The organism is Streptomyces sp. NPDC048295 (genome assembly GCF_040652135.1).
Classification (GTDB): Bacteria; Actinomycetota; Actinomycetes; order Streptomycetales; family Streptomycetaceae; genus Streptomyces.
The window spans coordinates 69,114-89,106 of record NZ_JBEZLL010000022.1 but is presented as its reverse complement, the minus strand read 5'-3'; the positions used below and the strand labels follow the sequence as shown (position 1 = coordinate 89,106).

The window sequence follows — 19,993 nt, the reverse complement described above, 5'->3', positions numbered from 1 at the left end:
GCCTCCCGTCCCCGGCCCTGTTCAGGCGCTGCTCGACAAGACGCCCCGGCCCAGGTCCGCGAGGAGCCGGGCCAGGGCGGCGACGCCATCGGCCGGTACCGTCGGATCCGGCACGGTGGGCCCCGAGAGGGAGACGACGGTTCGCCGACCGTGAGGTGGGGTTTGTGTCCCCGGTGGCCGTCACGCCCCCAGGCGGAGGCCGTCCACGGCGACCTGCGCGCGCTTGCCGATCGGCTCTTCGACGCCCTGGAGGACGGTGACGGCGCGGACCGGGGTGCGGTGTCGGGCCCGACCCGGGCCGTTTCCCCACCGGCATCGAACGGTGCGTCGGGCCCTACGGGGCGTCCATGCCGAACAGCGGGGCAGGGCGTCGGGCCGGGTCGGACGGAGGAGGCGTCGGCACTGCCGCGTGATCATTCTGGTTCTACTCGACCCGCACTTCGGTGTTCTGGCATGCGTGCAGCAGCCACCGCCCGTCATCCTGCTTCGTCATGACGTAGAGCGGAGCACCTTCCGTATCGCCCGCTGGTGAGTGGTAGACCTGCCGAACCTTGACGGCCGCCACGTCGGGCCGCAGGAATTGCGTGTGCACTGCCTCGTAGGTGACCTCACCGTCCCAGACGGCTGCGGGCAGCACGGCGCGGGTGAACTCGGCGATCGCGTCGAAGCCGATCAGGACCTTGCCGTGGCCGGTCGTCCAGAGGGCGTCGGGGTGAAAGAGCGCGAGGAACCCCTCGACGTCCTTGGCGCGCTGAGCGCGCTCGACAGCGGTGACGACCTGTTCGATGGCTTTGATATCTGCGGTTTCGGTATCCATGCACATCACTCTGATACCTCAAGTCGACTTGAGGTCAAGGTCGACCGTGAGAACGCCCGGAGGGGCGCGGGGCCATCCGCGTAACCGATGCGCCGGGCCGGGGCGCTCTTCCCGTACGGGCTCCGCTCCCCGATAATGACCCTCAACTGTCTGGCCTTGGGGGGCTTGTGTCGGATCGTGGTTCCACTCCTGTTCCGCCCTCTATGCGCAGAGTCGCGCGGGAATTCGAACTCGGGGCGCGCCAGGGGCTGGTGTGGACCGAGCCCAAGCGCTTTCCGTGGATCGTGGTGTTGCTGCCGGCGCTGGTCGGGTTGCCGCTGCTCCAGATGGGGATTTCGGCCGCGGTGGAGGGCCAGCGGAGCCATGGCGCCTGGTACTACGGGCTGCCGCTGCTCATTCTGGGGGCCGCCATGGTCTCCACAGCCGGGTACTTCCTCTTCCTCGCGCTCACGAGACGACAGGCGCAGGTCTGGGTGGGCCACTACCAGCACGGCATCGTCCGGGAGGTCGCCGGGCACGCGCCGGAGGCATACTCATGGGGCGAGATCGACAGTATTCGGCGGCGCAGCACCAAAGTGACGAACGGGATCACCAGCGCCACCACACACGAACTCTGGGTGCGTCCCCGCGAGGGCGCCGAGATCACGGTGGCCGACGCGCACAAGGGGGCCGCCGGGTTCGCCGACGAACTGGACAAGGCATTCACACGGGTACGGCTGCCGCAGGACAGCGACCGGCTGAAGGCGGGCGAACGGGTCGACTTCCTGGGGGCTCACCTCGATCCCGCCGGCATCGGGTACCTCGACCACCAGCTCGACTGGCGCGAGGTCGGCCGGGTCACGGTGAAGCGCGGCTGGCTGGAGATCCATCGGCGCGGCGACGGAAAGCCGTGGGCCAGGCTCCCCGTAGAGATGGTCAAGAATCTGTCGGTCTTCCTGGCCCTCGCCGAAAGGATGCGCCAGGAGAAGGCCGGGGAACAGCCGCAGTCGGACGATCCGGCCTGATCCGGCGAAGGCCGGGGCTCCGGCAGCAGGCCTGGATCATCGAACCGCAACAGGAACAGAACCATCCCGTCAGAACGCGTGGTCTCAAACCGTCTCATTCGGCTTGAGAAGCGCACCCCCGCCGATCACGGGGAGGTTCGATCGAGCAGAGTGCCTGGTCGGGTGGTTTTGGCCGGCAGGGCGCATGACAGCAAGGCCCCCTGAGCAGCTCGGGGTTGTCGAGGTCAAGAGCGGTCCAGGAGGCCCTGTCACCGCAGTTGTGCGTGACGTTGTGCTTCGAGCTCAGCTCATCGCTCCTGGTGGGCGATTGCCTACGCCGACAGCGCGCCTCATGCTTCACCGACGACGCAAGACGATTGCTCGTTGCGCGGCCGACCCGACCGCCCGCTCCGCCAGTTCAACCGGCTCCGGATCCGCTGCCGTCGAGGAGATCGACCTGCGCGAGAGGCTTCGGGTCCAGTCCCGCTCAAGCGCGTGTATGCGCAGATAGAACCCGTGATCGTTCTCGCCGATAGCCGACCGTAGCGATGTCCCCCGAGGTCGCCCTAGCGGAGGCGGGCGAGGAAGTGGGCATCGAGGAAGCCCCGCTCGGAGGCCGGGTCGTGGAGCAGCCGGGCGAATGTGACGAGCCCGGCCCCGGCCAGCAGTTCGGCGAACCGGTCCACCGGCCAGCTGTAGGCGGGCGTCACCTTGTGGTCGAACCGGGCCGGCTCGGGGCCCTCGGTCGCGAAGAGTGAGACCAGGAGCAGGCCCCCCGGTGCCAGGACACGCTTCTGTTCGGCGAGCAGCGCGGGTAGTTCACCAGGAGGGGTGTGGATCATCGAGTAGTGGGCCAGCACGCCGCCGAGCGCCTCGTCCTCGACCGGCAGGGCCTCCATCCGCGCCTCGTCGAACCGCAGAGCCGGATGGGCCCGCCGGGCGTGGTCGACCATGGCGGGGGAGAGATCGAGCCCGAAGGCGTCCAGCCCCAGGTCGTGCAGCATGGCCGTCAGATGTCCGGGCCCGCACCCGACGTCGGCCGCCCGAAGGTTCCCCGTCCCGCGCACCAGCTCGGCGAAGGTGCCGAGCATGGCCCGCGCGAACGGTTGTGTCTCCAGCCGATCGGCGAACATCGATGCATACAGCTCGACGACCCCGTCGTAGGCCGCCCTGGTTTCGTCCTGATGCTCCACCATGGGAAGGAAGTTAACACCTGCCGGTTCGCAGGCGTTCTCCGACCCCGTGCGGACTCCCACCCTGGCGACTGCCTGTCCCGCCACCTGATCACGGACAGGCCCTGGACACCATGATCGCTCCGATGCCGACGGCTGCACCGGTGTTCCAACCGCCGCCGAGTCCCGTTCCTGGTCGGGTACTTTCGTTGCCGCTGGACGCCATACTGCGGCCCGGACCTCGCATCTTTGCTGGTCGGGAATGGTCGCGAAGCGAGATCCATTGCGACGGGACACCTACCGCGCGCAGTGGGTCGGCCCGCAACAGCGCGGAGACCCGAGGGTTCGACAACGGCCCCGCCAAGGGTGGAGGATCCGTGGCTCAAGGTACGGACGAAGCAGCACGAGCAGCCAGAACGCCCTCGAAGCAGCACGGCGCTCCTCCCGTCCGCACACCGGCTCGCCCCGGTGGCCGAAGAACTGCCTCAGGAGATGGGAAAGTTGCTCTTGACCATGGGCAGCGAAGGATCTCGACGGCGAGGCACATCGATCGTGTCGGCATGCCGACGGCGGAGGCGCCGGCAGCCCACGTGGAACAATCCCCTCGTACACGTATGCCGGGGGTACAGCAGGGGAGGGGCGCACGTGACGACGGCGCGAGACCTGGTGATGGGTTACGTCAATGCTCTCGACTCGGCCGGCGAGGCCATGCGGGTGGCCTTCCCTCCGATGGAGCGGCTGGCGGACGTGCTCGGCCTGGTCCGTTCGCACCGGATCAGCCGGAGCGGTGAAGTCGGCACCTGCTCCTACAGCGTCCACGGAGCAGGCTGCCTCTTCATCAACCAGGACGGCTCTGAGGTCGATGTGGACTTTACGGCCGACGGGGCGGAGATCTTCGACCTCTGGCGGCTGCGCCTCTACGGGCAGAGTCTGCCCGAGCCTTTCGACCTCACGGAGCATGATCTGCGCTCCGCGCTGGAGTCGTTGAACCCTCTGCTGGTCGAGGTGCGGCCCGGGTGGTTCAGCGTTGGCGGAGCCAAGGCTTCAGTTTGAGATGAGACCGGCATGCCGGGGGCCGTCGGCGGCCTCGCCGAGCAGAGTCCGCAGGGTGTCCGACGAGCTTGCCGCTGATGGCCTTGGGAGCGCATGGCGCACTGCTGCCGCAGCTGCCCGGGCGCGCCCCGACGCAGGCAGGGCGGCCGCGGTGCCCGGCGAGCAGGCTCGCCTCGGACGCCACCGGGCCCGGACTGGGCCTGCCCACCGCTTCTGCCACTGCCGCTCCCTGATACGGGGCTGATCACGAGCCTGATCCATCGGTGCGCCGGCCGGGCCGGACGACACCAGCGGGCAGCACGAGGCGGAAGGCGGTGCGCCCGGGGCTGCTGGTGACGGTGGCGGTTCCGCCGTGGGCGGTGATGACGGCGTGAACGATGGCGAGGCCCAGCCCGGTGCTCCCCGTACTGCGGGAGCGGGCGTGGTCGCCGCGGGCAAAGCGGACGAAGACTTCGGGCTGCAGCTCTTCGGGGATGCCCGGCCCGTTGTCACTCACGTCCACGGAGACGCCGGTCCGATCAGCGGCGAGTGTGACGGTCACCTCGGTGCCGGGCGGGGTGTGGGTGCGGGCATTCGCGAGGAGGTTGCCGATGGCCTGCTGAAGACGGTGGGCGTCTCCGGTGACGGTGACGGGTTCTTCGGGGAGGTCGAGGAGCCAGTGGTGGGTGGGGCCGGCGGCTCGGGCGTCGTCGGTCGCGTTCAGGATGAGCAGGGTCAGGTCGACCGGTTCGTGTTCCAGAGGACGTCCGGCGTCGAGTCGGGCCAGGAGGAGCAGGTCGTCGACGAGGCGGGTCATGCGCTGTGATTCGCCGTCGATGCGTTCCAGGGCGTGGCGGACTTGGGCGGGGACGGGGCCGTGGTGGCGCAGGGCGAGCTCGGCATGGCCGCGGATGTTGGCGACGGGGGTACGCAGTTCGTGGCTGGCGTCGGCAGCGAAGTGCCTGAGGCGTTCCTCGCCGGCCTGGCGGCGGGTGAGGGCGTCCTCGATGTGGCCGAGCATGTGGTTGAGGGCGGTGCCGACCTGGCCGACCTCGGTGCGCGGGTCGGTGTCGGGGAGGGGGCCCGGCATGGCGACCTCGCCGCTGGCGAGCGGCAGGCCGGCCACCTCCGTTGCCTGGGCGGTGACTCTCTGGAGGGGACGCAGTGAGATCCGGACCCACAGGGCGCCGGCGATGCCGGTGGCCACGAGTGCGGTGCCGAACAACACGGCTTCGACGGCTTCGAGGCGGTGCACGGTCTCTTCCACCGGGTGGAGGGGCAGTCCGGTGATCAAGGTGTCCTGGTCGTCGCCCGGGGCAGCCGTGACGCGGTACTCGCCCAGAGCGTAGAGGCGGATGCTGTGCCCGTTTCCGTCCGCAGGGATGTCAGCCAGGGCGCGGCGATCCCGGGAGGCGAGCGCAAGAGGGTGGTCGGTGGCGTCGTCGACGACGGCGGCCTGGGTGACGGCACCGTTCAGGAGGCGGGCACCGAAGGTGGATTCGGCCTGCCCGCGGGTGTCGGGGCGGTTGTCGGCGTCGGGCTCTGCCTCGTGTTCCAGGCTGGCGGCGAACCGGCCGCCGGAGGCGGAAAGCTGTTCGTCCAGGCGTCCCATCAGGAAGCCGCGCAGAGCGAGGGCGGTGATGACGCCGACGGTGAAGCAGGCGAGGGCGAGCAGAATCACGAGTCCGGCGGTGAGCTGGCCGTGCAGAGTGCGGGGGAGGGGGCTTCTCACGACGCTTCCGGCTTGAGGACGTAGCCGACGCCGCGCACCGTGTGGATCATGGGGGTGTGTCCGGCGTCGATCTTCTTGCGCAGGTAGCTGATGTAGAGCTCGACGATGTGGGCGCGGCCGCCGAAGTCGTAGGCCCAGACACGGTCGAGGATCTGGTCCTTGGACAGCACCCGGCGCGGGTTGCGCATCAGGAACCGCAGCAGTTCGAACTCGGTCCGGGACAGATCGACCATGGCCCCGCCACGTCTGACCTCCCTGGCCTCCTCGTCCATGGTGAGGTCCCCGACGGTGAGCCCGTTCCTGCCCGTCTGGGCGGTCATTCCGGCCCGGCGGAGCAGCCCGCGCAGCCGGGCCAGGACTTCCTCCAGGCTGTAGGGCTTGGTGACGTAGTCGTCGCCGCCCGCGGTGATACCGGCGATACGGTCCTCGACGGCATCGCGCGCGGTCAGGAACAGGACGCACACGCCGGGCGCCTCACGTCTCAGGGCACGCAGGACCTGCAAGCCGTCCAGATCCGGGAGCATCCAGTCCAGCACCACCGCGTCGGGCCGGAAATCACCGGCTGCCGCGAGCGCGGTCGCACCGTCGGCAGCGGTGCGGACCTGCCAGCCCTCGCCGGTCATGACTCCGGCCAGGACGTCGGTGACGTCGGGTTCGTCGTCGACGACGAGGACCCGCACGGGTTCTCCGTCGGCATGATGCAGAAGTGATGTCGTACGTGGCTCGTCCATGGTTCCTTCAGCATTCCTCGAAGCAGGCCGCGGCGGGGCGGGCCATGTCTCTGAGTTTCCTCTGAACCGGCACCGAGGGCGGCTTGCCGGGCTGTTTCAGAAGGTACACAGAGGTCGGGCTGTGAGGCTGGCCGCCCAACACCGGAGCGAGCCTCATCCGGAGGAGCCCATGACCACCACGTTCACCACCACGTACGCGAGCCGTGGGATCCGCCACCGGCGCGCGCACCGCAGCGTCGTGCCGGTCCTGGCCCCGCTGGCCATCTGGGCGGGCGCCGCCGGAGTGCTGGCCCTGTGGTGGAGCGATACGACCTCGGTGGTCGGCCCGGCGGGCTGGCTCACCGGCGCGGGGCGCATCCTCGGCCTCCTGGCCGGCTACGCCTGTGCGGTCCTGCTGACCCTGATGGCCCGCATCCCGCTCCTCGACCACACGATCGGCACCGACCGGCTCGCCCGCTGGCACGCCTGGGGCGGCCGCTGCACCGTCTCCCTGGCACTCGCCCACACCTTGCTGATCATCTGGGGCTACTCCCTGGCGTCCCACACGAACATGATGAGCCAGACCTCCATGCTCGTGCTGCACTACCCCGACCTCCTCAAGGGCACGGCCGGCTTCCTGCTGTTCCTGGCCGTCGGAGCCCTCTCGGCCCGCGCGGCCCGGCGCAGGCTCAGTTACGAAACCTGGCACTATCTGCACTTCGCCACCTATCTGGCCGTCTTCCTCGCCTTCGGCCACCAGCTCTCCGACGGAGCCGACTTCGTCGGCAACCGCTTCGCCCAGGTGGCCTGGTACACACTCTTCCTCGGCGTCGCGGTGATGCTGGTCTGGTACCGGTTCGCCGTGCCCGTACGGCGCGGACTGCGCCACCATCTGCGCGTCACCGAGGTGCGCCCCGAAGCGCCGGGCGTGGTCTCCGTCCACCTCACCGGCGACCACCTGGACGAGCTGGGCGGCGAGCCGGGGCAGTTCCTGCGCTGGCGCTTCCTGGCCCCCGGCCTGTGGTGGACCGCCAACCCCTACTCCCTCTCCGCACCAGCACACCCGCACCATCTGCGCATCACGGTGAAGGCCGCCGGCGGCCACAGTGCCGCACTCGCCCGCCTGACGCCGGGCATCCGGGTGTGGGCCGCGGGACCGTACGGCGGCTTCACCGCGGGCCGCCGCACCGCCCCCAAGGTCCTGCTCCTGGCCGGCGGCGTCGGCATCACTCCGCTGCGCTCGCTGTTCGAGACGCTCCCGGGCCAGGTGACCCTCGTCCACCGGGCACGCCGCACCGACGACCTCGTCCTGCGAGGTGAGCTCGACGCGATAGCCGCCCGCCGGCGGACCACCGTCCACTACGTCGTCGACGAACCGGCCGGGTACTCCTCTCCTCTCACCGCCCGGAGCCTGAGCGCGCTGGTGCCGGATCTGGCCGCGCACGACGTCTTCCTCTGCGGTCCCCCAGGCATGGCACAGGCCGCGGTCCAGGCTCTGCGCGAGGCCGGTGTCCCGGCCCGACGCATCCACCACGAGTCGTTCACGTTCTGAGGAGAAACGTCATGCGCCGAGCCGTCCTCGCGACCACGGGGATCAGTGCCCTCACCGTCGCCCTGCTTGCTTTCAAGCCCCACCAGCTCCCCGCCCTGGCCGGGGTGACCCCTCCCCGTTCCCCCACGACCTCGCACACCTCCGCAGACACCCCGCCGGGCACGCCCGCCGGGACGGGCACGTTCACCGGCGATCCCATCGACACCCCGTACGGAACCGTCCAGGTCTCCGCCACCCTCTCCGGAGGAAAGCTCACCGCCGTCAAGGTCCTCCGGGCCCCGGACCGGAACGGCCGCGACCAGCAGATCGCCTCCTACGCACTGCCCCGCCTCACCCAGGAGGCCATCGGGGCCCAGAGCGCCCACATCGATGCCGTCTCCGGCGCCAGCTACACCAGCCAGGGCTACACGCAGTCCCTCCAGAGTGCCCTGGACCAGGCCCGTGCATGACACCGATCCCGGACTGCGTCACGTCGAACACGTCATGGGTACCGTCTTCTCCTTCGACATCCGCGACAAGCCCACCCCCGCCATCCACCGTGCTCTCGCCGAGGCCGTGCGCCACCTCCACCGGGTCGACGCGGTGTTCTCCACCTACCGGCCCGACAGCCACATCAGCCGCCTCGACCGCGGTGAGATCCGCCTTCAGGACTGCCCGCCCGAAGTCCACGAAGTCCTGTCCCTGTGCGCACGAGCCACCCATGCCAGCGACGGCTGGTTCAGCATCGTCCCCGCAGGGACCCTCGATCCCTCAGGGCTCGTCAAAGGCTGGGCCACCGAAGCCGCATCCCAACTCCTCCACGACGCAGGCGCCCACCACACCTGCGTCAACGGCGGCGGCGACCTCCAACTCCGCGGCCGGGCAGCCCCCGGCACCCCGTGGCGCATCGGCATCGCCCACCCGCTGCGCCCCGGCGAACTGGCCACCGTCATCACCGCCCACCACGACCTGGCCGTCGCCACCTCCGGCACCGCCGAACGCGGCGCCCACATCCTCGACCCGCACCGGGGCACACCAGCCACCGCGTACGCCTCGCTCACCCTCGTCGGGCCCCGCCTGACGCCGACCGACACCTACGCCACCGCCGCCTTCGCCCGGGGTGACGGCGCGCAGAGCTGGGTAGAAGCACTGGACGGCTACGAAGCCCTCGCGGTCCTGCCGGACGGCAGGGAATGGCGCACATCAGGATTCCATCGGCATGAGTCGTGAAGCGTGAATCCTCCCCTTGACCGTGGTGCTACCCGTCGTGCCGCACAGGAACGACAGGCTCGCAGTGGTGCACGGAGCCACGTCCCCTTGGTGGTGGGCCGCCGCGTAGAACTCGTCAGACGCCCGTGACCGAACCTCGCGGTCCGTTGAGCGCATGCGTTTGAGAGACGCCGGAACACTGCAGGTCTGCCCGATCAGGTGGCAACCCGTTCCCCTCGCTCGACCACTACGGCCGCACACTCCAGGAGTGCAGCAACATCGTCGCCGAACTCCGGGCGCGGTCAACCGACTTCGGTCTTCTCGTCGAGCCTGAACACCGGGGCGAGGTGGATCGGAACGCATGGCCCGGCACCGGGCCGGTGGCCGCATACCATGGGGCCATGGACGAGATCGGCGGTGTTGAGGTCGTGGCCTTCGCGAACAGCGAGGCGTTCGACGGCTGGTTGGCGGCTCACCACGCACGGCACGACGGCGTGTGGGTCAAGGTTGCCAAGAAAGGCTCCGGGATCGCGTCCGTGACAGCCGACGAACTGGTCGACGTGGGGCTGTGCTGGGGCTGGATCTCGGGTCAGCGCCGGTCGCTCGACGCTTCGTACTACCTGCAGAAGTACGTGCCACGGCGCCCCAAGAGTCTGTGGTCGCAGGTCAACGTCGACAAGGTTGCCGCGCTGGCGGCCGCGGGCCGGATGCGGGAGCCGGGCTTGGTGGAGGTACGCAAGGCGCAGGCGGACGGACGTTGGGCCGCTGCATACGCGCCGCAGTCGACCGCCGCGGTGCCTGACGAACTGGCGGCGGCGCTGACGGCGGATGCCCAGGCGGCAAGCGTTTTCGCGGCACTCGACAAGACCGCGAAGTACTTGGTGCTTCTGCCCTTGCTCCAAGCCCGAACTCCCGAGGGACGCCAAGCCGCAGTGGAGCGCGCGGTGCGGGCGCTGGCCGCCGAGGGATAGGCGCAGCGTCAGCACCTCAGACCGGTCAGAGGCGCAGTGTCAGCGCGTCAGACCGATCAGGCGGTTCCGTCGGCGGCGTAGAGGCCCGGAATGGGGGCGCCCGACGGGAAGCCGGCCGCGATGCAGGCGTCGCAATGCGCCCGCCGCTGGGCGCGGTCCGGAGCGGGGTTCCTCGCACGCCTCGCTTTTTCGAGCAGGTGGACAGGCTGGTTGGCACGCCCGTTGCCGGACCTTCGTCAAGTGGGACGGCCCCCGACGGGGCTCGAGGACTTGGCTGTTGCGGTGATGAGAACGGCCCCGAACATCCCCTTCATCGCCCCGACGCGGCGTAGTGATTCTGCAGTCTGAGGGGTCTGAGCGGCATCGGCCAGAGCGCGTCTCCCCGGTGTAGTCCTGCCGTGCGAAGCTATGCGCCATGGCGCTTTCGACAGTCCGTGGACTTGTTCTGCCCGCCCCACTGACGTCCCTCATCGATCGCGACCTATGGCTTCACCCGGGTGATGCGGTGCTGGCGAAGGTCATCCCGTGGTTCGAGGACCCACTTGCCTTCGTGCCGAACCCCGAGCAGATGGCGTTCGCGTCCCAGCCGATGGACATGTTCGCTGACGATCCGCACGCGGACTTCTTTCGCCAGGCACGCGGAAGCAGGGACACGGCCCCGCACGAACTGCCGTGGCTTGACGTTGAACAGGCAGTGTTGATCGCCATCACACGCAACCCCGGTGATGACGGTGCCCTGGCGCTCGACTACCGGACTGATCCCTCGGATCCCCGCGTTGTCGGAAGTGATTTCCGGACGGACCCGCTCCTTTGCCAGTGGCGGACCGTAGCACCTGCTTTCTCGGGCTTCGTCACAAGCTTGGGTCTGTAGCTTCCGTGGTCACGTCACTGACGTGCCCGGACAAGGATGGCGGCCAGGTGGAGTGCGGCTTGGTAGGGCATGGCCAGCCTGTGCGTCCGCATGGCCGGACCGCGCCACTGCTTGGGCCTGCCTGTGCACCATTCGACCGCGTTGCGCTGCTTGTGGCTTCGTTCACGTTCAGCAGCAGCGTTTTTCGATGAGTTTCAGGTTCTGGTACAGATCTTGGAGAGCCGTCGCGGAGAGTGATGGCACTGTTCGATTGAGAGGGTCCAAACCCCGGTTGCTCGAACTGAAGACTCACCGCATACCCTCCGCACATGACTGATGATCCGTTCCAGTGCCGGTGCGTCCTCTGCCATGACTACGGCGACCGGGACGAAGCGGACCGCATGGATCTGACGGTCATCGAGCACGTGCAGCAGCACGGATGGCACGTCGTGATGGTTCCCGAAGACGAGATCGGTCCTGGATTCGCCTACACGATCGGCCTCGCGCACACCCACGGCGGACCTGAACTCGCCATGTTCGGGCTCGATGTCCACGCCATGCATCGCATGCTCAACGCACTCGGAGAGAAGTCTGCCGCAGGCGAAGTGCTGGCGGACGGCCAGAGCCATCCTGATGTTGTCCACGGGTATCGAGTCGCGCTCAGGCAGGTCGATCGCAGCTGGTACCGGACCTTCTTCGGGCAGGCCATCGGATTCTACCGACGGCCGCCTCTCCCTGTGCTGCAAGTCGTGTGGCCTGATGCCAATGGCCGTTTCCACTGGGATGAGCAGGCTGATGAGAGGCATCGTGACTCACAGCCTCAGTTGTGGCTCCCTTCGCGTGACCATCCTGTCGGGATCTGGACGGCCGATCTCTGATCTCAAAGGGCCGGGAAGCTGGCAAGTCGGCACCCGGGCGATGCGCTATTGAAGCAAGATCATCTTGCGTAGAAGTTCGAATCCGGCTCGGCCGTATAGCTGTCTCTTGATCTTCTTGATGCGGTTCACGGCGCCCTCGATGCTGCCGGAGCTCCAGTCCAAAGTGAGGCCGGCGGTCACGGCGTCGAGGTCCCGGCGCAGGTGAAGTGCGAAGCCGGTGAGCCCGGGCAGCTGGCTGGCGTCGACTGCGCCGATCCAGGCAGGGAGCGTGGCGCCGAGGCGGCCGGTGAGTATCTCACCGAAATCGCGGACGTGCCCGGCGGCTATGTCCAGTTCGGGACAGCGGGCCAGGACGTCCTTGAGGCCGACGCGGTCTTCCTCGTTCAGGGCGGTGGGGTGGCGGGTGATCCACCCGGTCACTTGCCGTACCGTTGGCGGCCGCGGCGGTGCGGCGGTGCGGCGGTGCGGCGGGCGGAGTCCCGCGCAAGGTGGCGATGTGGGCTCGGACCATGCCGTAGGTGACGGGAGCTTGCTAGGCGACCAGCTCGCCGTGGAGTTGGGTGACGCTGGTGCATCCTTCAGTAAACCGTCGTTCCAGGTAGCGCTTGTAAGGGTCCAGCCTGCTGGGCCGGGGCCGGTTGTCGCGGATGGTGTCCTGCCAGCGTGCGGCGTTCGCGTATCAGAGCACGGTGTTGAGGCCCCAGCCCAGGTGCCGGGCGATCGTCCGACGTGAGTGACCCTGGGCGAGCATCTCGTGAGCCAGGGCATGTGCGGCCTTCTTCCGCTCGGCTCGCCGGCCGACCGGCTCCACGCCGTTCTGTGGCCGATCGGAAGCCGGTGGGGAGTTCTGCGGCAGCGTGCCGCTGGGCATCGGATTGCGCAGGCAGTCGCGATGGGCCGCGACGCAGGTCTCTACGGCCCGGCCGAGGCCCTGCCACAGATGGAACCGGTCAGCGACCCGCAGGGCACCAGGGGTACCGCGGCGGGCGCCCTCGGCGTAGGCACCCGCCCGGTCCCGGCAGATGATCCCCACGCCGGGGTGGCGGATCAGCCAGGCGGCCAGCGGTCCGCCCTCGCGGGTCGGGAGCACGTCGACCACGCGATGGTCTTCGATGCTGGTCAAGACCGCGGAGTAGGTCTGGCCGCGGCGGATCGCGAAGTCGTCCATGCCCCGCACCCGTGGAGTACTGAATCGCGGACCGGGCAGTGTCATGACCCTGCGTAACAAGGTCATCCGCCCCGCACCGAAGCCGAGCTGGGCCGTCAGCCGAGCGCCGGCCCGCCCCGCCCCGCCAGGGCGAGTCCCACCCGTTCCAGAGCACGGTTGAGCCGTGTGGTGAACCGAGCGTGCGGGACAGACAGCCGGGAGAACGCCTCGGCGAACGTCCGGCGCGGGCAGTCTGCCGACCCACAGATGAAACGCCTGACCGTCAGCCGGATCGCAAGGCCCTGATCAGCGAGCGGAAGGTCCTTCAGCCTGCGCTGGTAACGATCGTGGACTCGATCCGAGAAGAGGCCGCAGTCCGGACATGCCACCGTGACTGCGCGACCTCTCGCCACCACCTCAACTGTGCCGAACGCGGCCGTAACCGCCTGGACCTCCACCTCGTCGATCCCCTTGAACACCAGCGAGTCCCAGAACAGCGCGTCGGTCTGCACGACCAGCACCATCGCGGTCCACCGCCGACCAAAGCAGCGAACAGAGTGCAGCTGATGGATCGTCATTTCCGGCCGTCAGGCGACAAGGCGTACGTCGTCTCGTACGAGCCAGGCCCTCGCAATCGAACAACGATGTCACGCTCCGCGACGGTTCCCGAAGATCTGTGCCAGAACCGAGTTTCAACAGCAGTCGACGATCAACGCGCTCGCAGATGTTTACGGGAAATGACGGTGCTGCCGTCAGTGGAGGCGTTCGTGCCGGTCATCGAAATGATCGGCACCTCCGGGGAAGCAGGCACGGTAATCTCGGACCATGCCCGAGACATCGGTGGCGCGCTTCTATGACGAACTGGCTGAGGACTACCACCTGATCTATCCGGACTGGGACGCGAGCGTCCGTCGCCAAGGGGGCGCCCTGGACGGCCTGATCGGCCAAGATCGCGCGATGGTTCTGGACTGTTCCTGCGGCATCGGCACGCAGGCCGTCGGTCTGGCCCTGCGCGGGCACCGGGTCACGGGGACCGACCTCAGCCCCCGTGCCGCCGCCCGCGCTGCTCGTGAGGCCGCCCGTCGGAACCTGAGCCTGCGCACGGCCGCTGCCGACATGCGACGCCTCCCTTTTCCTGATGGCCGGTTCGACACTGTCGTCTGTGCCGACAACTCGCTGCCTCACCTGCTGACCGAGCAGGACGTGCACGCGGCCCTGGCCGAGATGCACCGCGTGCTGCGTCCTGACGGCCTGCTGCTGGTCAGCACACGCCACTACGACGACCTGCTGCGCGACCGCCCGGTTTCGACGCCTCCACAAGTCCACAGGAACGTCGACTGCGCCGACGGCGAAGAACGAGCCGTCACCTTCCAGCTCTGGCACTGGCACGACGACGGAGAGCACTACGACCTGGAGCACTTCCAAGTCCTTCCGGCAAGCGAAGAATGGCGTGTTCAGGTCCGCCGTACTACTTACTGGGCACTCGGCCAGGACCGGCTGACCGGCCTCGCGGCCGAGGCCGGGTTTGTCGACCCGGAGTGGCGGATGCCGCAGGAGACGGGCTTTTTCCAGCCGCTGCTCGTGGCCCGCTCCGGTGAGTAGGTGACCCCACGTCTCGGCGTGGGAGGGCAGGTGTCGGCCAGCCTCGGCGGCTTCCTCGGCGCGTGCTCGGGTGCTGGCGAGGCGGCAGGAGTCGGTCCCGGTCTCGCTGATGGTGCTGTTGAAGGTGAGGCGGTCGACGATGGTCGCGCGGAGGCGGGGACCGGTGTTGCCGTCAGCACTGGTTTCCCGGTCCTACTGGCACCTGGCGGAGCTGTTGCTCAACCGCAACCGCAAGACGGACCGACACGCACTGCTCGCCGAAGCCGAGACAGAACTCGGGACACGAGGAATTCCGGACCGACGCCGGGCCGCAGGGTGACCAAGAGCCGCACGGCGCGGAAGAATCGCAGATTTCGATGTCCCGGAATCAGAGTTCCTCGAACCCGTCAGTTCCTGAGGTACCCCAGGAACGGGGGTGCCACGGCCACCGGACCGCCCTGCCCGGTCCGCACCGGGTACGGGGGCCTCGGGGGTGGCTATGCCGAACCGGAGCCCCGCGGGGCGACCGGTGCCAGGCGCTCACGGATGATCCGGGTCATGTCTGCCTGATGGTCGGTGAGGAAGAAGTGCCCGCCGGGATAGGTTCGGAGATCGAACTCCGCAGAAGTGTGCGCGGACCAGGCGCCGGCCTCTTCCGCGCTGACCTTGGGGTCGTTGGCGCCGGTGAAGACGGTGATGGGGCAGGTGAGCGGGGGCCCCGGCACGTAACGGTAGGTTTCCGCCGCCCGGTAGTCGGCGCGCAGTGCGGGCAGCGCCATGCGCACCACCTCCGGGTCACCCAGGATGCGGGGGTCGGTGCCGCTCAGCTCGCGCACCTCGGCGAGCAGACCCTCGTCGTCGCGCAGGTGCACGCGCTCGTCCCGGGTGCGTGATGGCGCGCGGCGGCCGGAGGCGAAGAGGTGGCTCACGTCGGTGCCGCGTGCCTGGAGCAGCCGGGCGATCTCGAAGCCGAGAGAGGCACCGAGACTGTGGCCGAAGAGGGCCACAGGCCGCGCGTCCACCGGGCCGAGCGCGTCGGCGACCTGACGGGCCAGTTCCGGAATGTCGTCCACGGGTGTCTCGTGCCGCCGGTCCTGGCGACCGGGGTACTGCACGGCCACGACGTCCAGCGCGGGCGAAAGGGCCCGTGAGACGGGGAAGAAGAAGGACGCCGAGCCGCCCGCGTGCGGCAGGCAGACGAGCAGAGCTGTCTGAGCCCGAGCGGGCGCGGAGGTTGCGCCGGGTGAGCTCAGGAATCTTCTGATCCACAACTCCTGGGCGACTTGCGAGGACTTCATGAAGGGTGTCCGATCCTTACGTTGCCGAGCAGTTCGGGATTCTTCCTCACGCCTCCGCCTTTTCTGCTGCGGGCGTGTGGTGGATCATTTCACCGATGTGTGAACGCGACTGGTGTGCCAATTCCGGGCGGCGGGGTAAACGCTGGAGATATTCAGCCGCTGTTCCGGAATGGAATGCCCCGGCGGGCCGGACGGTGCGCGGTCCGCCCCTGTCGGTGCTTTCCTGCGCTGAGGCCCTTGATCCCATCGAAACTCAAAGCCCTACCCGCCATCAACGCAGCCACACCTCCAACTCGCGCCAAAAATATCGGGGATGCGCGCATCGCACCCCTGTGTATCCCGACCAGAGAATTTACAGTTCTCCGCCTGGGCATGCGAGCCGTTCGGTGGAACGGCTCCCGATCGGAGCCTGGGCTCGGGCAGAGCCAATGCCTCTCGCGCACGGGAGAGTTGGTGGCCTCCGGGCAAGCCGATGCCCGGTCCTGATGTCGCTGGTTCAAGTGCCTCGGCAGGCTCCGGGTCGGCCACCGCTCGGCCGCCGACCAGTTGCAGCAGTCTCCTGTCCTCACCTTGGGGCAGTGACCTGCTGTGCCACCGGGCGGGCCTTGTCAGCACGTGTCCAGGTGTGTTCTTGTGAGGCCGTTCACCGATGAGGGGAGGGGGAGTTGGCATCGACAGCGGGAGGTACGGGGCGGCTCATGGCCGTCAGCGACCTCCACATCGGTTACGAGGAGAACCGCGCTCTCGTGGAGAGGATGCGCCCCGGATCCGATGACGACTGGCTGCTCGTGGCCGGGGACGTCGCCGAGACCGTGGCTGACATCCAGTGGGCCCTCAAGACGTTGGCGAGCCGTTTCCGCAAGGTTGTCTGGGTACCGGGCAACCACGAGCTGTGGAGCCACCCGAGGGACCCCGTCACCCTGCGCGGAACGGCTCGTTACGAATACCTGGTTGAGCTGTGCAGGGGACTGGGCGTGATCACACCCGAGGACCCCTACCCGGTCTGGGAGGGGGCGGGCGGTCCGGTGACCGTGGCACCGCTGTTCCTGCTCTACGACTACAGCTTTCTGCCGGCCGGCTGCACGACGAAGGACGAGGGACTGGCCTACGCGCACCGTACGGGCATCGTCTGCAACGACGAGTTCCTCCTGTACCCCGACCCCTACCCGAGCCGTGAGGCGTGGTGCCTGGCCAGAACGGCCGAGACGGAGCGCCGACTCGCCGAACTTCCCGCCGACATGCCGACCGTCCTCGTCAACCACTATCCGCTCGACCGGCACCCCATGGACGTTCTCCGGTATCCCGAGTTCGCGATGTGGTGCGGAACCCGGCTGACCGCCGACTGGCACCGCCGGTTCCGCGTGGCCGCCATGGTCTACGGTCATCTGCACATCCCGCGGACCACCCATCACGAGGGCGTCCGCTTCGAAGAGGTGTCCGTGGGATATCCCCGTGAGTGGCGCGGGCGGCCGCACCCACCAGGGGCACTGCGCCGTATTCTTCCGTTGGAGGCCGATCCCGGTGATCGATGAGCTGCTCCCCGACTCGGTGGTGGTCGTGGAGACTTGTCATGACGGTTCGGCGGACGAGGCGTTCCTGTACCCCGAGGAGGAGGCGGTCGTCGCGCGAGCGGTGGCCAAGCGCCGCCGGGAGTTCACCGCGGTACGTGCCTGCGCCCGCCTCGCCATGGAGAAGCTCGGCCTGCCACCGCAGCCCGTTCTGCCCGGTGTGCGAGGTGCCCCTCGTTGGCCGGAAGGGCTGGTGGGCAGCATGACGCATTGCGACGGCTACCGCGGAGCGGCCCTGGCGCGCGCGGCCGACGTGGCCTCGCTCGGCATGGACGCCGAACCCCATGCCCCGCTCCCGGGTGGCGTCCTGGAATCCGTCTCGCTGCCCGGCGAGCGAGAGCGTCTGACACGCATGGCGACTCGGCAGCCCGCGATCCACTGGGACCGGCTGCTGTTCAGCGCGAAGGAAGCCGTCTACAAGGCGTGGTTTCCCCTGACCGGAAGTTCGCTGGGCTTCGAGGACGCGGACATCGACATCACCGCGGACCCCGGACAAGAGCAGCAGGGAGGCTTCCGCGCCGTGCTGCTCGTGCCCGGACCGCTGATGGAAGGCCGTCGGCTCGGACACTTCCAGGGGCGATGGATCGTCAGCCAGGGCCTGATAGGCACCGCGGTCGTGGTTCCTGCGCCGGACCCCACGGAGCGCATCACCGCATCTGACGCCGCACGCTGATCCGCCGCAGGTTGGGGGACAGCACTTGGTCCAGGACCAGGGGCCGCGGTGGGGGCCGACGGCCGTCAGAACGGGTGGGGGCTCGGCTCCTGCCGGATCCTGAGCCTGTTCCGTTGAGGCAATGGCCGGACTCCCTGCGGGAGATGGTGATCTCCTCGGCGCCGGACTCAGCGTGAGCGCAACTCCCGCAGGTGTGCTCGTTCCAACGGCGTGAGAGGCGTATCCGGCCGCACCCGCTCCGGGTGGGCCGGTCCGGGCCCACGCAGCTTCCCGGTCGGCTCGGTAGCGCCCGGGTCGACCGGATCCACGCCCGTATACATTGATCCGTACGCCACCAGGCTGCGGTAGATCGAGCGCAGCACGCGGCGGACGAGAGACAGTTCCACGGCCGACCTCACTCCGGTCGTCGAGGTGACGGGCCATGCGCCGAGGTCGTCCGGCCCGACGGTCGGGGCGGAACCCTTGCCGCGGTCGGGGACCACCGAGACGCACACCGCGCCCCCGGGACAAGGGCCCACGCGCAGAGGACAGTTTCTCCGACACCTCCGATATCTCCGACCGTGCCGTACGGATGCGTGGCCGGCCGTCGCCTCACAGCAGGTGCGCGAACTGATCGCGCGCCGACTCCGCCCAGTCGCCGTAGGTCCGCATCCCGGGGTGCAGGGTCCGTGCGTGGGACACGTCGGCGGGGGTGACGTCGGGGTGGCGGCGGGTGAACTCCAGCATGTCCGCGATGGCATGGGCGTGGGGCACCGGCAGCTCCCGGTACGTCTCGTAGGGCACGTCCCGGTAGGCGACCGGGACGCCGAGTACCCGGGTGAGGTCGGCGGCGTAGGCGGCGGCCGGGCGCAGGTCGCCGACCACCTTGACCACCTTTCCGTGCAACGTGTGCCCGGCAGCCATCACCGCGGCCACCACCGGGCCGAGATCGGCGACCGAGACAGCGGGCAGCGGGGTGTCCCCGTGCGGCAGTGCGAAGGCCAGCGAGCCGTCCGGTTCCCTGCGCAGCCGGCGGGCGGGCCAGTTCTCGTAGTACGTGGACAGGTGGACCGTGACGACCGGTGCGCCGCGCCTGCGCAGTTCCTCCTCCAGCCGGGCCTTGCCGTCGTGGTGCGGCAGGGACAGCGCGCCGCCGCTGCGCCGGTGCGCCTCGGGAAGGCTGCTGTGCACCAGTGTTTCGGCACCGGCGGACAGCACGGCGTCGGCCGTCGTGCGGGCCACCTCGTACTCGCGCTCCTTGAGCGACCAGTAATCGGTCACCAGGAACGCGGCCTGGACACCGACAGCCGCCCGGCGCGCCTGCCGGCTGTCGGTCAGGTCGCAGGCGACGACGTCGGCCCCCAGGGCGGCCAGGGCGCCGGCGGCCGCCGACCGCGGGTCGCGGGTCACGGCTCGCACCGCCCAGCGGCCGGACCGCAGCAGGTGACGGGCGACGGAGCCGCCCTGGGCCCCGGTGGCGCCGGTGACCAGGACGAGAGGTCGGTCGGTCATCGTTCCTCATCTACGAGTCGGCTCACCGTGCGCGGTGGCCACCGCCCGGCGGCGGCCACCGGTCGGGTCAGCGGGCGGAGTTGACAGCGTTCAGCAGCAGCCGGGGAGTTTTCGCACCGCTCAGCGTTTCCTCCGGCACGCTCACGCCGCGTTCCCGCTCGATCCGGGTCGCCGTTTCGAGGAGAGCGAGCGAGTCGTAGCCGAGGCCCTCGAACGGCGAGTCCATGATGTCGCCGTCCAGATCGATGCTCTCGTCCTCGCCGGCGCACTCCCGCATCACGCGCTTCAGGTCGTCGAGGGTGAAATCGGTCATGGTGGTCACCTTCCGGTGGGATCGGTGGGATTGACAG

At 69.0% G+C, this 19,993-nt stretch carries 22 protein-coding genes and 2 pseudogenes; 11 read left to right on the top strand and 13 right to left on the bottom strand.

Features of this window, described 5'->3' with window-relative positions:
* Nucleotides 1–424 precede the first annotated feature (424 nt).
* Nucleotides 425–817, bottom strand: coding sequence for an SgcJ/EcaC family oxidoreductase (locus AB0D53_RS28660; protein WP_362451782.1), 393 nt, complete (start codon nt 815–817; stop codon nt 425–427).
* A 203-nt stretch (nt 818–1,020) separates the two neighbouring features.
* Between AB0D53_RS28660 and AB0D53_RS28655 the strand changes: the two genes are divergently transcribed.
* Nucleotides 1,021–1,821 (top strand): DUF6585 family protein, encoded by an 801-nt coding sequence (locus tag AB0D53_RS28655; RefSeq protein WP_362451780.1) that lies wholly within the window; start codon nt 1,021–1,023, stop codon nt 1,819–1,821.
* A 545-nt stretch (nt 1,822–2,366) separates the two neighbouring features.
* Here the strand turns inward: AB0D53_RS28655 and AB0D53_RS28650 are convergent.
* Nucleotides 2,367–2,996 (bottom strand): class I SAM-dependent methyltransferase, encoded by a 630-nt coding sequence (locus tag AB0D53_RS28650; protein ID WP_362451778.1) that lies wholly within the window; start codon nt 2,994–2,996, stop codon nt 2,367–2,369.
* Nucleotides 2,997–3,617: 621 nt separating this feature from the next.
* Between AB0D53_RS28650 and AB0D53_RS28645 the strand changes: the two genes are divergently transcribed.
* On the top strand, nt 3,618–4,025 hold the full coding sequence (locus AB0D53_RS28645; protein WP_362451776.1) for a hypothetical protein: 408 nt from the start codon (nt 3,618–3,620) through the stop codon (nt 4,023–4,025).
* A 244-nt stretch (nt 4,026–4,269) separates the two neighbouring features.
* Here the strand turns inward: AB0D53_RS28645 and AB0D53_RS28640 are convergent, their stop codons facing one another.
* Together AB0D53_RS28640 and AB0D53_RS28635 are read right to left on the bottom strand one after the other, a co-directional pair.
* Nucleotides 4,270–5,736, bottom strand: coding sequence for an ATP-binding protein (locus AB0D53_RS28640; protein ID WP_362451773.1), 1,467 nt, complete (start codon nt 5,734–5,736; stop codon nt 4,270–4,272).
* Nucleotides 5,733–6,467 carry a response regulator transcription factor gene (locus AB0D53_RS28635; protein WP_362451770.1) on the bottom strand — a complete coding sequence of 245 codons (735 nt, stop codon included), beginning with the start codon at nt 6,465–6,467 and terminating at the stop codon, nt 5,733–5,735. Before AB0D53_RS28635 ends, AB0D53_RS28640 begins: the two co-directional genes overlap by 4 nt.
* Nucleotides 6,468–6,636: 169 nt before the next feature.
* On the opposite strand from AB0D53_RS28635, the gene AB0D53_RS28630 reads away from it, so the two are divergent.
* From AB0D53_RS28630 to AB0D53_RS28610, 5 genes are all read left to right on the top strand, one after another.
* Entirely contained in the window at nt 6,637–7,998 is a 1,362-nt protein-coding gene (locus tag AB0D53_RS28630) for a ferredoxin reductase family protein (RefSeq protein WP_362451768.1), read from the top strand.
* A gap of 11 nt (nt 7,999–8,009) precedes the next feature.
* Nucleotides 8,010–8,447, top strand: a complete 438-nt coding sequence (locus tag AB0D53_RS28625) for an FMN-binding protein (protein WP_362451765.1) — start codon at nt 8,010–8,012, stop codon at nt 8,445–8,447.
* Between the two features lie 34 nt (nt 8,448–8,481).
* Nucleotides 8,482–9,207 carry an FAD:protein FMN transferase gene (locus tag AB0D53_RS28620; RefSeq protein WP_362451914.1) on the top strand — a complete coding sequence of 242 codons (726 nt, stop codon included), beginning with the start codon at nt 8,482–8,484 and terminating at the stop codon, nt 9,205–9,207.
* A gap of 380 nt (nt 9,208–9,587) precedes the next feature.
* The gene (locus AB0D53_RS28615) at nt 9,588–10,157 is read left to right on the top strand and encodes a YdeI/OmpD-associated family protein (protein WP_362451763.1); all 570 of its coding nucleotides are present in this window, start codon (nt 9,588–9,590) and stop codon (nt 10,155–10,157) included.
* Between the two features lie 415 nt (nt 10,158–10,572).
* On the top strand, nt 10,573–11,028 hold the full coding sequence (locus AB0D53_RS28610) for a hypothetical protein (RefSeq protein WP_362451761.1): 456 nt from the start codon (nt 10,573–10,575) through the stop codon (nt 11,026–11,028).
* A 14-nt stretch (nt 11,029–11,042) separates the two neighbouring features.
* Here AB0D53_RS28610 and AB0D53_RS28605 read toward each other — a convergent pair.
* Nucleotides 11,043–11,186, bottom strand: a pseudogene (locus tag AB0D53_RS28605) (IS5/IS1182 family transposase); the annotation flags it as partial.
* A 150-nt stretch (nt 11,187–11,336) separates the two neighbouring features.
* Between AB0D53_RS28605 and AB0D53_RS28600 the strand changes: the two are divergent.
* On the top strand, nt 11,337–11,885 hold the full coding sequence (locus AB0D53_RS28600) for a DUF4262 domain-containing protein (protein ID WP_362451758.1): 549 nt from the start codon (nt 11,337–11,339) through the stop codon (nt 11,883–11,885).
* Nucleotides 11,886–11,930: 45 nt separating this feature from the next.
* Here AB0D53_RS28600 and AB0D53_RS28595 read toward each other — a convergent pair whose 3' ends face one another.
* The 3 genes from AB0D53_RS28595 to AB0D53_RS28585 all read right to left on the bottom strand — a co-directional run bounded on the left by AB0D53_RS28595 (nt 11,931) and on the right by AB0D53_RS28585 (nt 13,556).
* Entirely contained in the window at nt 11,931–12,305 is a 375-nt protein-coding gene (locus AB0D53_RS28595) for a transposase (RefSeq protein WP_362451756.1), read from the bottom strand.
* A 259-nt stretch (nt 12,306–12,564) separates the two neighbouring features.
* On the bottom strand, nt 12,565–13,053 hold the full coding sequence (locus tag AB0D53_RS28590) for a transposase (RefSeq protein WP_362451754.1): 489 nt from the start codon (nt 13,051–13,053) through the stop codon (nt 12,565–12,567).
* 95 nt (nt 13,054–13,148) lie between these two features.
* On the bottom strand, nt 13,149–13,556 hold the full coding sequence (locus AB0D53_RS28585) for a transposase family protein (protein ID WP_362451752.1): 408 nt from the start codon (nt 13,554–13,556) through the stop codon (nt 13,149–13,151).
* Nucleotides 13,557–13,857: 301 nt separating this feature from the next.
* Here AB0D53_RS28585 and AB0D53_RS28580 point away from each other — a divergent pair, with 301 nt between their 5' ends.
* Nucleotides 13,858–14,634 (top strand): class I SAM-dependent methyltransferase, encoded by a 777-nt coding sequence (locus AB0D53_RS28580; protein ID WP_362451750.1) that lies wholly within the window; start codon nt 13,858–13,860, stop codon nt 14,632–14,634.
* A 36-nt stretch (nt 14,635–14,670) separates the two neighbouring features.
* Here the strand turns inward: AB0D53_RS28580 and AB0D53_RS28575 are convergent.
* Both AB0D53_RS28575 and AB0D53_RS28570 read right to left on the bottom strand, forming a co-directional pair.
* Nucleotides 14,671–14,799: pseudogene (locus tag AB0D53_RS28575) on the bottom strand (AAA family ATPase); the annotation flags it as partial.
* 311 nt (nt 14,800–15,110) lie between these two features.
* On the bottom strand, nt 15,111–15,911 hold the full coding sequence (locus tag AB0D53_RS28570; protein WP_362451747.1) for an alpha/beta fold hydrolase: 801 nt from the start codon (nt 15,909–15,911) through the stop codon (nt 15,111–15,113).
* 665 nt (nt 15,912–16,576) lie between these two features.
* Here AB0D53_RS28570 and AB0D53_RS28565 point away from each other — a divergent pair.
* A complete protein-coding gene (locus tag AB0D53_RS28565; RefSeq protein WP_362451744.1) occupies nt 16,577–17,443 on the top strand; it encodes a metallophosphoesterase in 867 nt (288 codons plus the stop codon).
* Entirely contained in the window at nt 17,433–18,152 is a 720-nt protein-coding gene (locus AB0D53_RS28560) for a 4'-phosphopantetheinyl transferase superfamily protein (RefSeq protein WP_362451742.1), read from the top strand. The genes AB0D53_RS28565 and AB0D53_RS28560 overlap by 11 nt, the downstream gene beginning before the upstream one ends.
* 167 nt (nt 18,153–18,319) lie before the next feature.
* On the opposite strand, the gene AB0D53_RS28555 is transcribed toward AB0D53_RS28560, so the two are convergent.
* From AB0D53_RS28555 to AB0D53_RS28545, 3 genes are all read right to left on the bottom strand, one after another.
* A complete protein-coding gene (locus AB0D53_RS28555; RefSeq protein ID WP_362451913.1) occupies nt 18,320–18,514 on the bottom strand; it encodes a DUF6059 family protein in 195 nt (64 codons plus the stop codon).
* Between the two features lie 229 nt (nt 18,515–18,743).
* Nucleotides 18,744–19,643 (bottom strand): NmrA/HSCARG family protein, encoded by a 900-nt coding sequence (locus AB0D53_RS28550; RefSeq protein ID WP_362451740.1) that lies wholly within the window; start codon nt 19,641–19,643, stop codon nt 18,744–18,746.
* A 67-nt stretch (nt 19,644–19,710) separates the two neighbouring features.
* Entirely contained in the window at nt 19,711–19,956 is a 246-nt protein-coding gene (locus AB0D53_RS28545; RefSeq protein WP_362451738.1) for an acyl carrier protein, read from the bottom strand.
* Nucleotides 19,957–19,993: the final 37 nt, after the last annotated feature.

Bases quoted from the DNA above. Each gene is read 5' to 3' on its own strand.
- AB0D53_RS28625 (WP_362451765.1), top strand. From the start codon at position 8,010: ATGCGCCGAGCCGTCCTCGCGACCACGGGGATCAGTGCCCTCACCGTC.
- AB0D53_RS28635 (WP_362451770.1), bottom strand. From the start codon at position 6,467: ATGGACGAGCCACGTACGACATCACTTCTGCATCATGCCGACGGAGAA.
- AB0D53_RS28655 (WP_362451780.1), top strand. From the start codon at position 1,021: ATGCGCAGAGTCGCGCGGGAATTCGAACTCGGGGCGCGCCAGGGGCTG.
- AB0D53_RS28610 (WP_362451761.1), top strand. From the start codon at position 10,573: ATGGCGCTTTCGACAGTCCGTGGACTTGTTCTGCCCGCCCCACTGACG.
- AB0D53_RS28585 (WP_362451752.1), bottom strand. From the start codon at position 13,556: ATGGTGCTGGTCGTGCAGACCGACGCGCTGTTCTGGGACTCGCTGGTG.
- AB0D53_RS28620 (WP_362451914.1), top strand. From the start codon at position 8,482: ATGGGTACCGTCTTCTCCTTCGACATCCGCGACAAGCCCACCCCCGCC.
- AB0D53_RS28650 (WP_362451778.1), bottom strand. From the start codon at position 2,996: ATGGTGGAGCATCAGGACGAAACCAGGGCGGCCTACGACGGGGTCGTC.
- AB0D53_RS28580 (WP_362451750.1), top strand. From the start codon at position 13,858: ATGCCCGAGACATCGGTGGCGCGCTTCTATGACGAACTGGCTGAGGAC.
- AB0D53_RS28550 (WP_362451740.1), bottom strand. From the start codon at position 19,643: ATGACCGACCGACCTCTCGTCCTGGTCACCGGCGCCACCGGGGCCCAG.
- AB0D53_RS28570 (WP_362451747.1), bottom strand. From the start codon at position 15,911: ATGAAGTCCTCGCAAGTCGCCCAGGAGTTGTGGATCAGAAGATTCCTG.
- AB0D53_RS28590 (WP_362451754.1), bottom strand. From the start codon at position 13,053: ATGGACGACTTCGCGATCCGCCGCGGCCAGACCTACTCCGCGGTCTTG.
- AB0D53_RS28600 (WP_362451758.1), top strand. From the start codon at position 11,337: ATGACTGATGATCCGTTCCAGTGCCGGTGCGTCCTCTGCCATGACTAC.
- AB0D53_RS28615 (WP_362451763.1), top strand. From the start codon at position 9,588: ATGGACGAGATCGGCGGTGTTGAGGTCGTGGCCTTCGCGAACAGCGAG.
- AB0D53_RS28630 (WP_362451768.1), top strand. From the start codon at position 6,637: ATGACCACCACGTTCACCACCACGTACGCGAGCCGTGGGATCCGCCAC.
- AB0D53_RS28660 (WP_362451782.1), bottom strand. From the start codon at position 817: ATGGATACCGAAACCGCAGATATCAAAGCCATCGAACAGGTCGTCACC.
- AB0D53_RS28545 (WP_362451738.1), bottom strand. From the start codon at position 19,956: ATGACCGATTTCACCCTCGACGACCTGAAGCGCGTGATGCGGGAGTGC.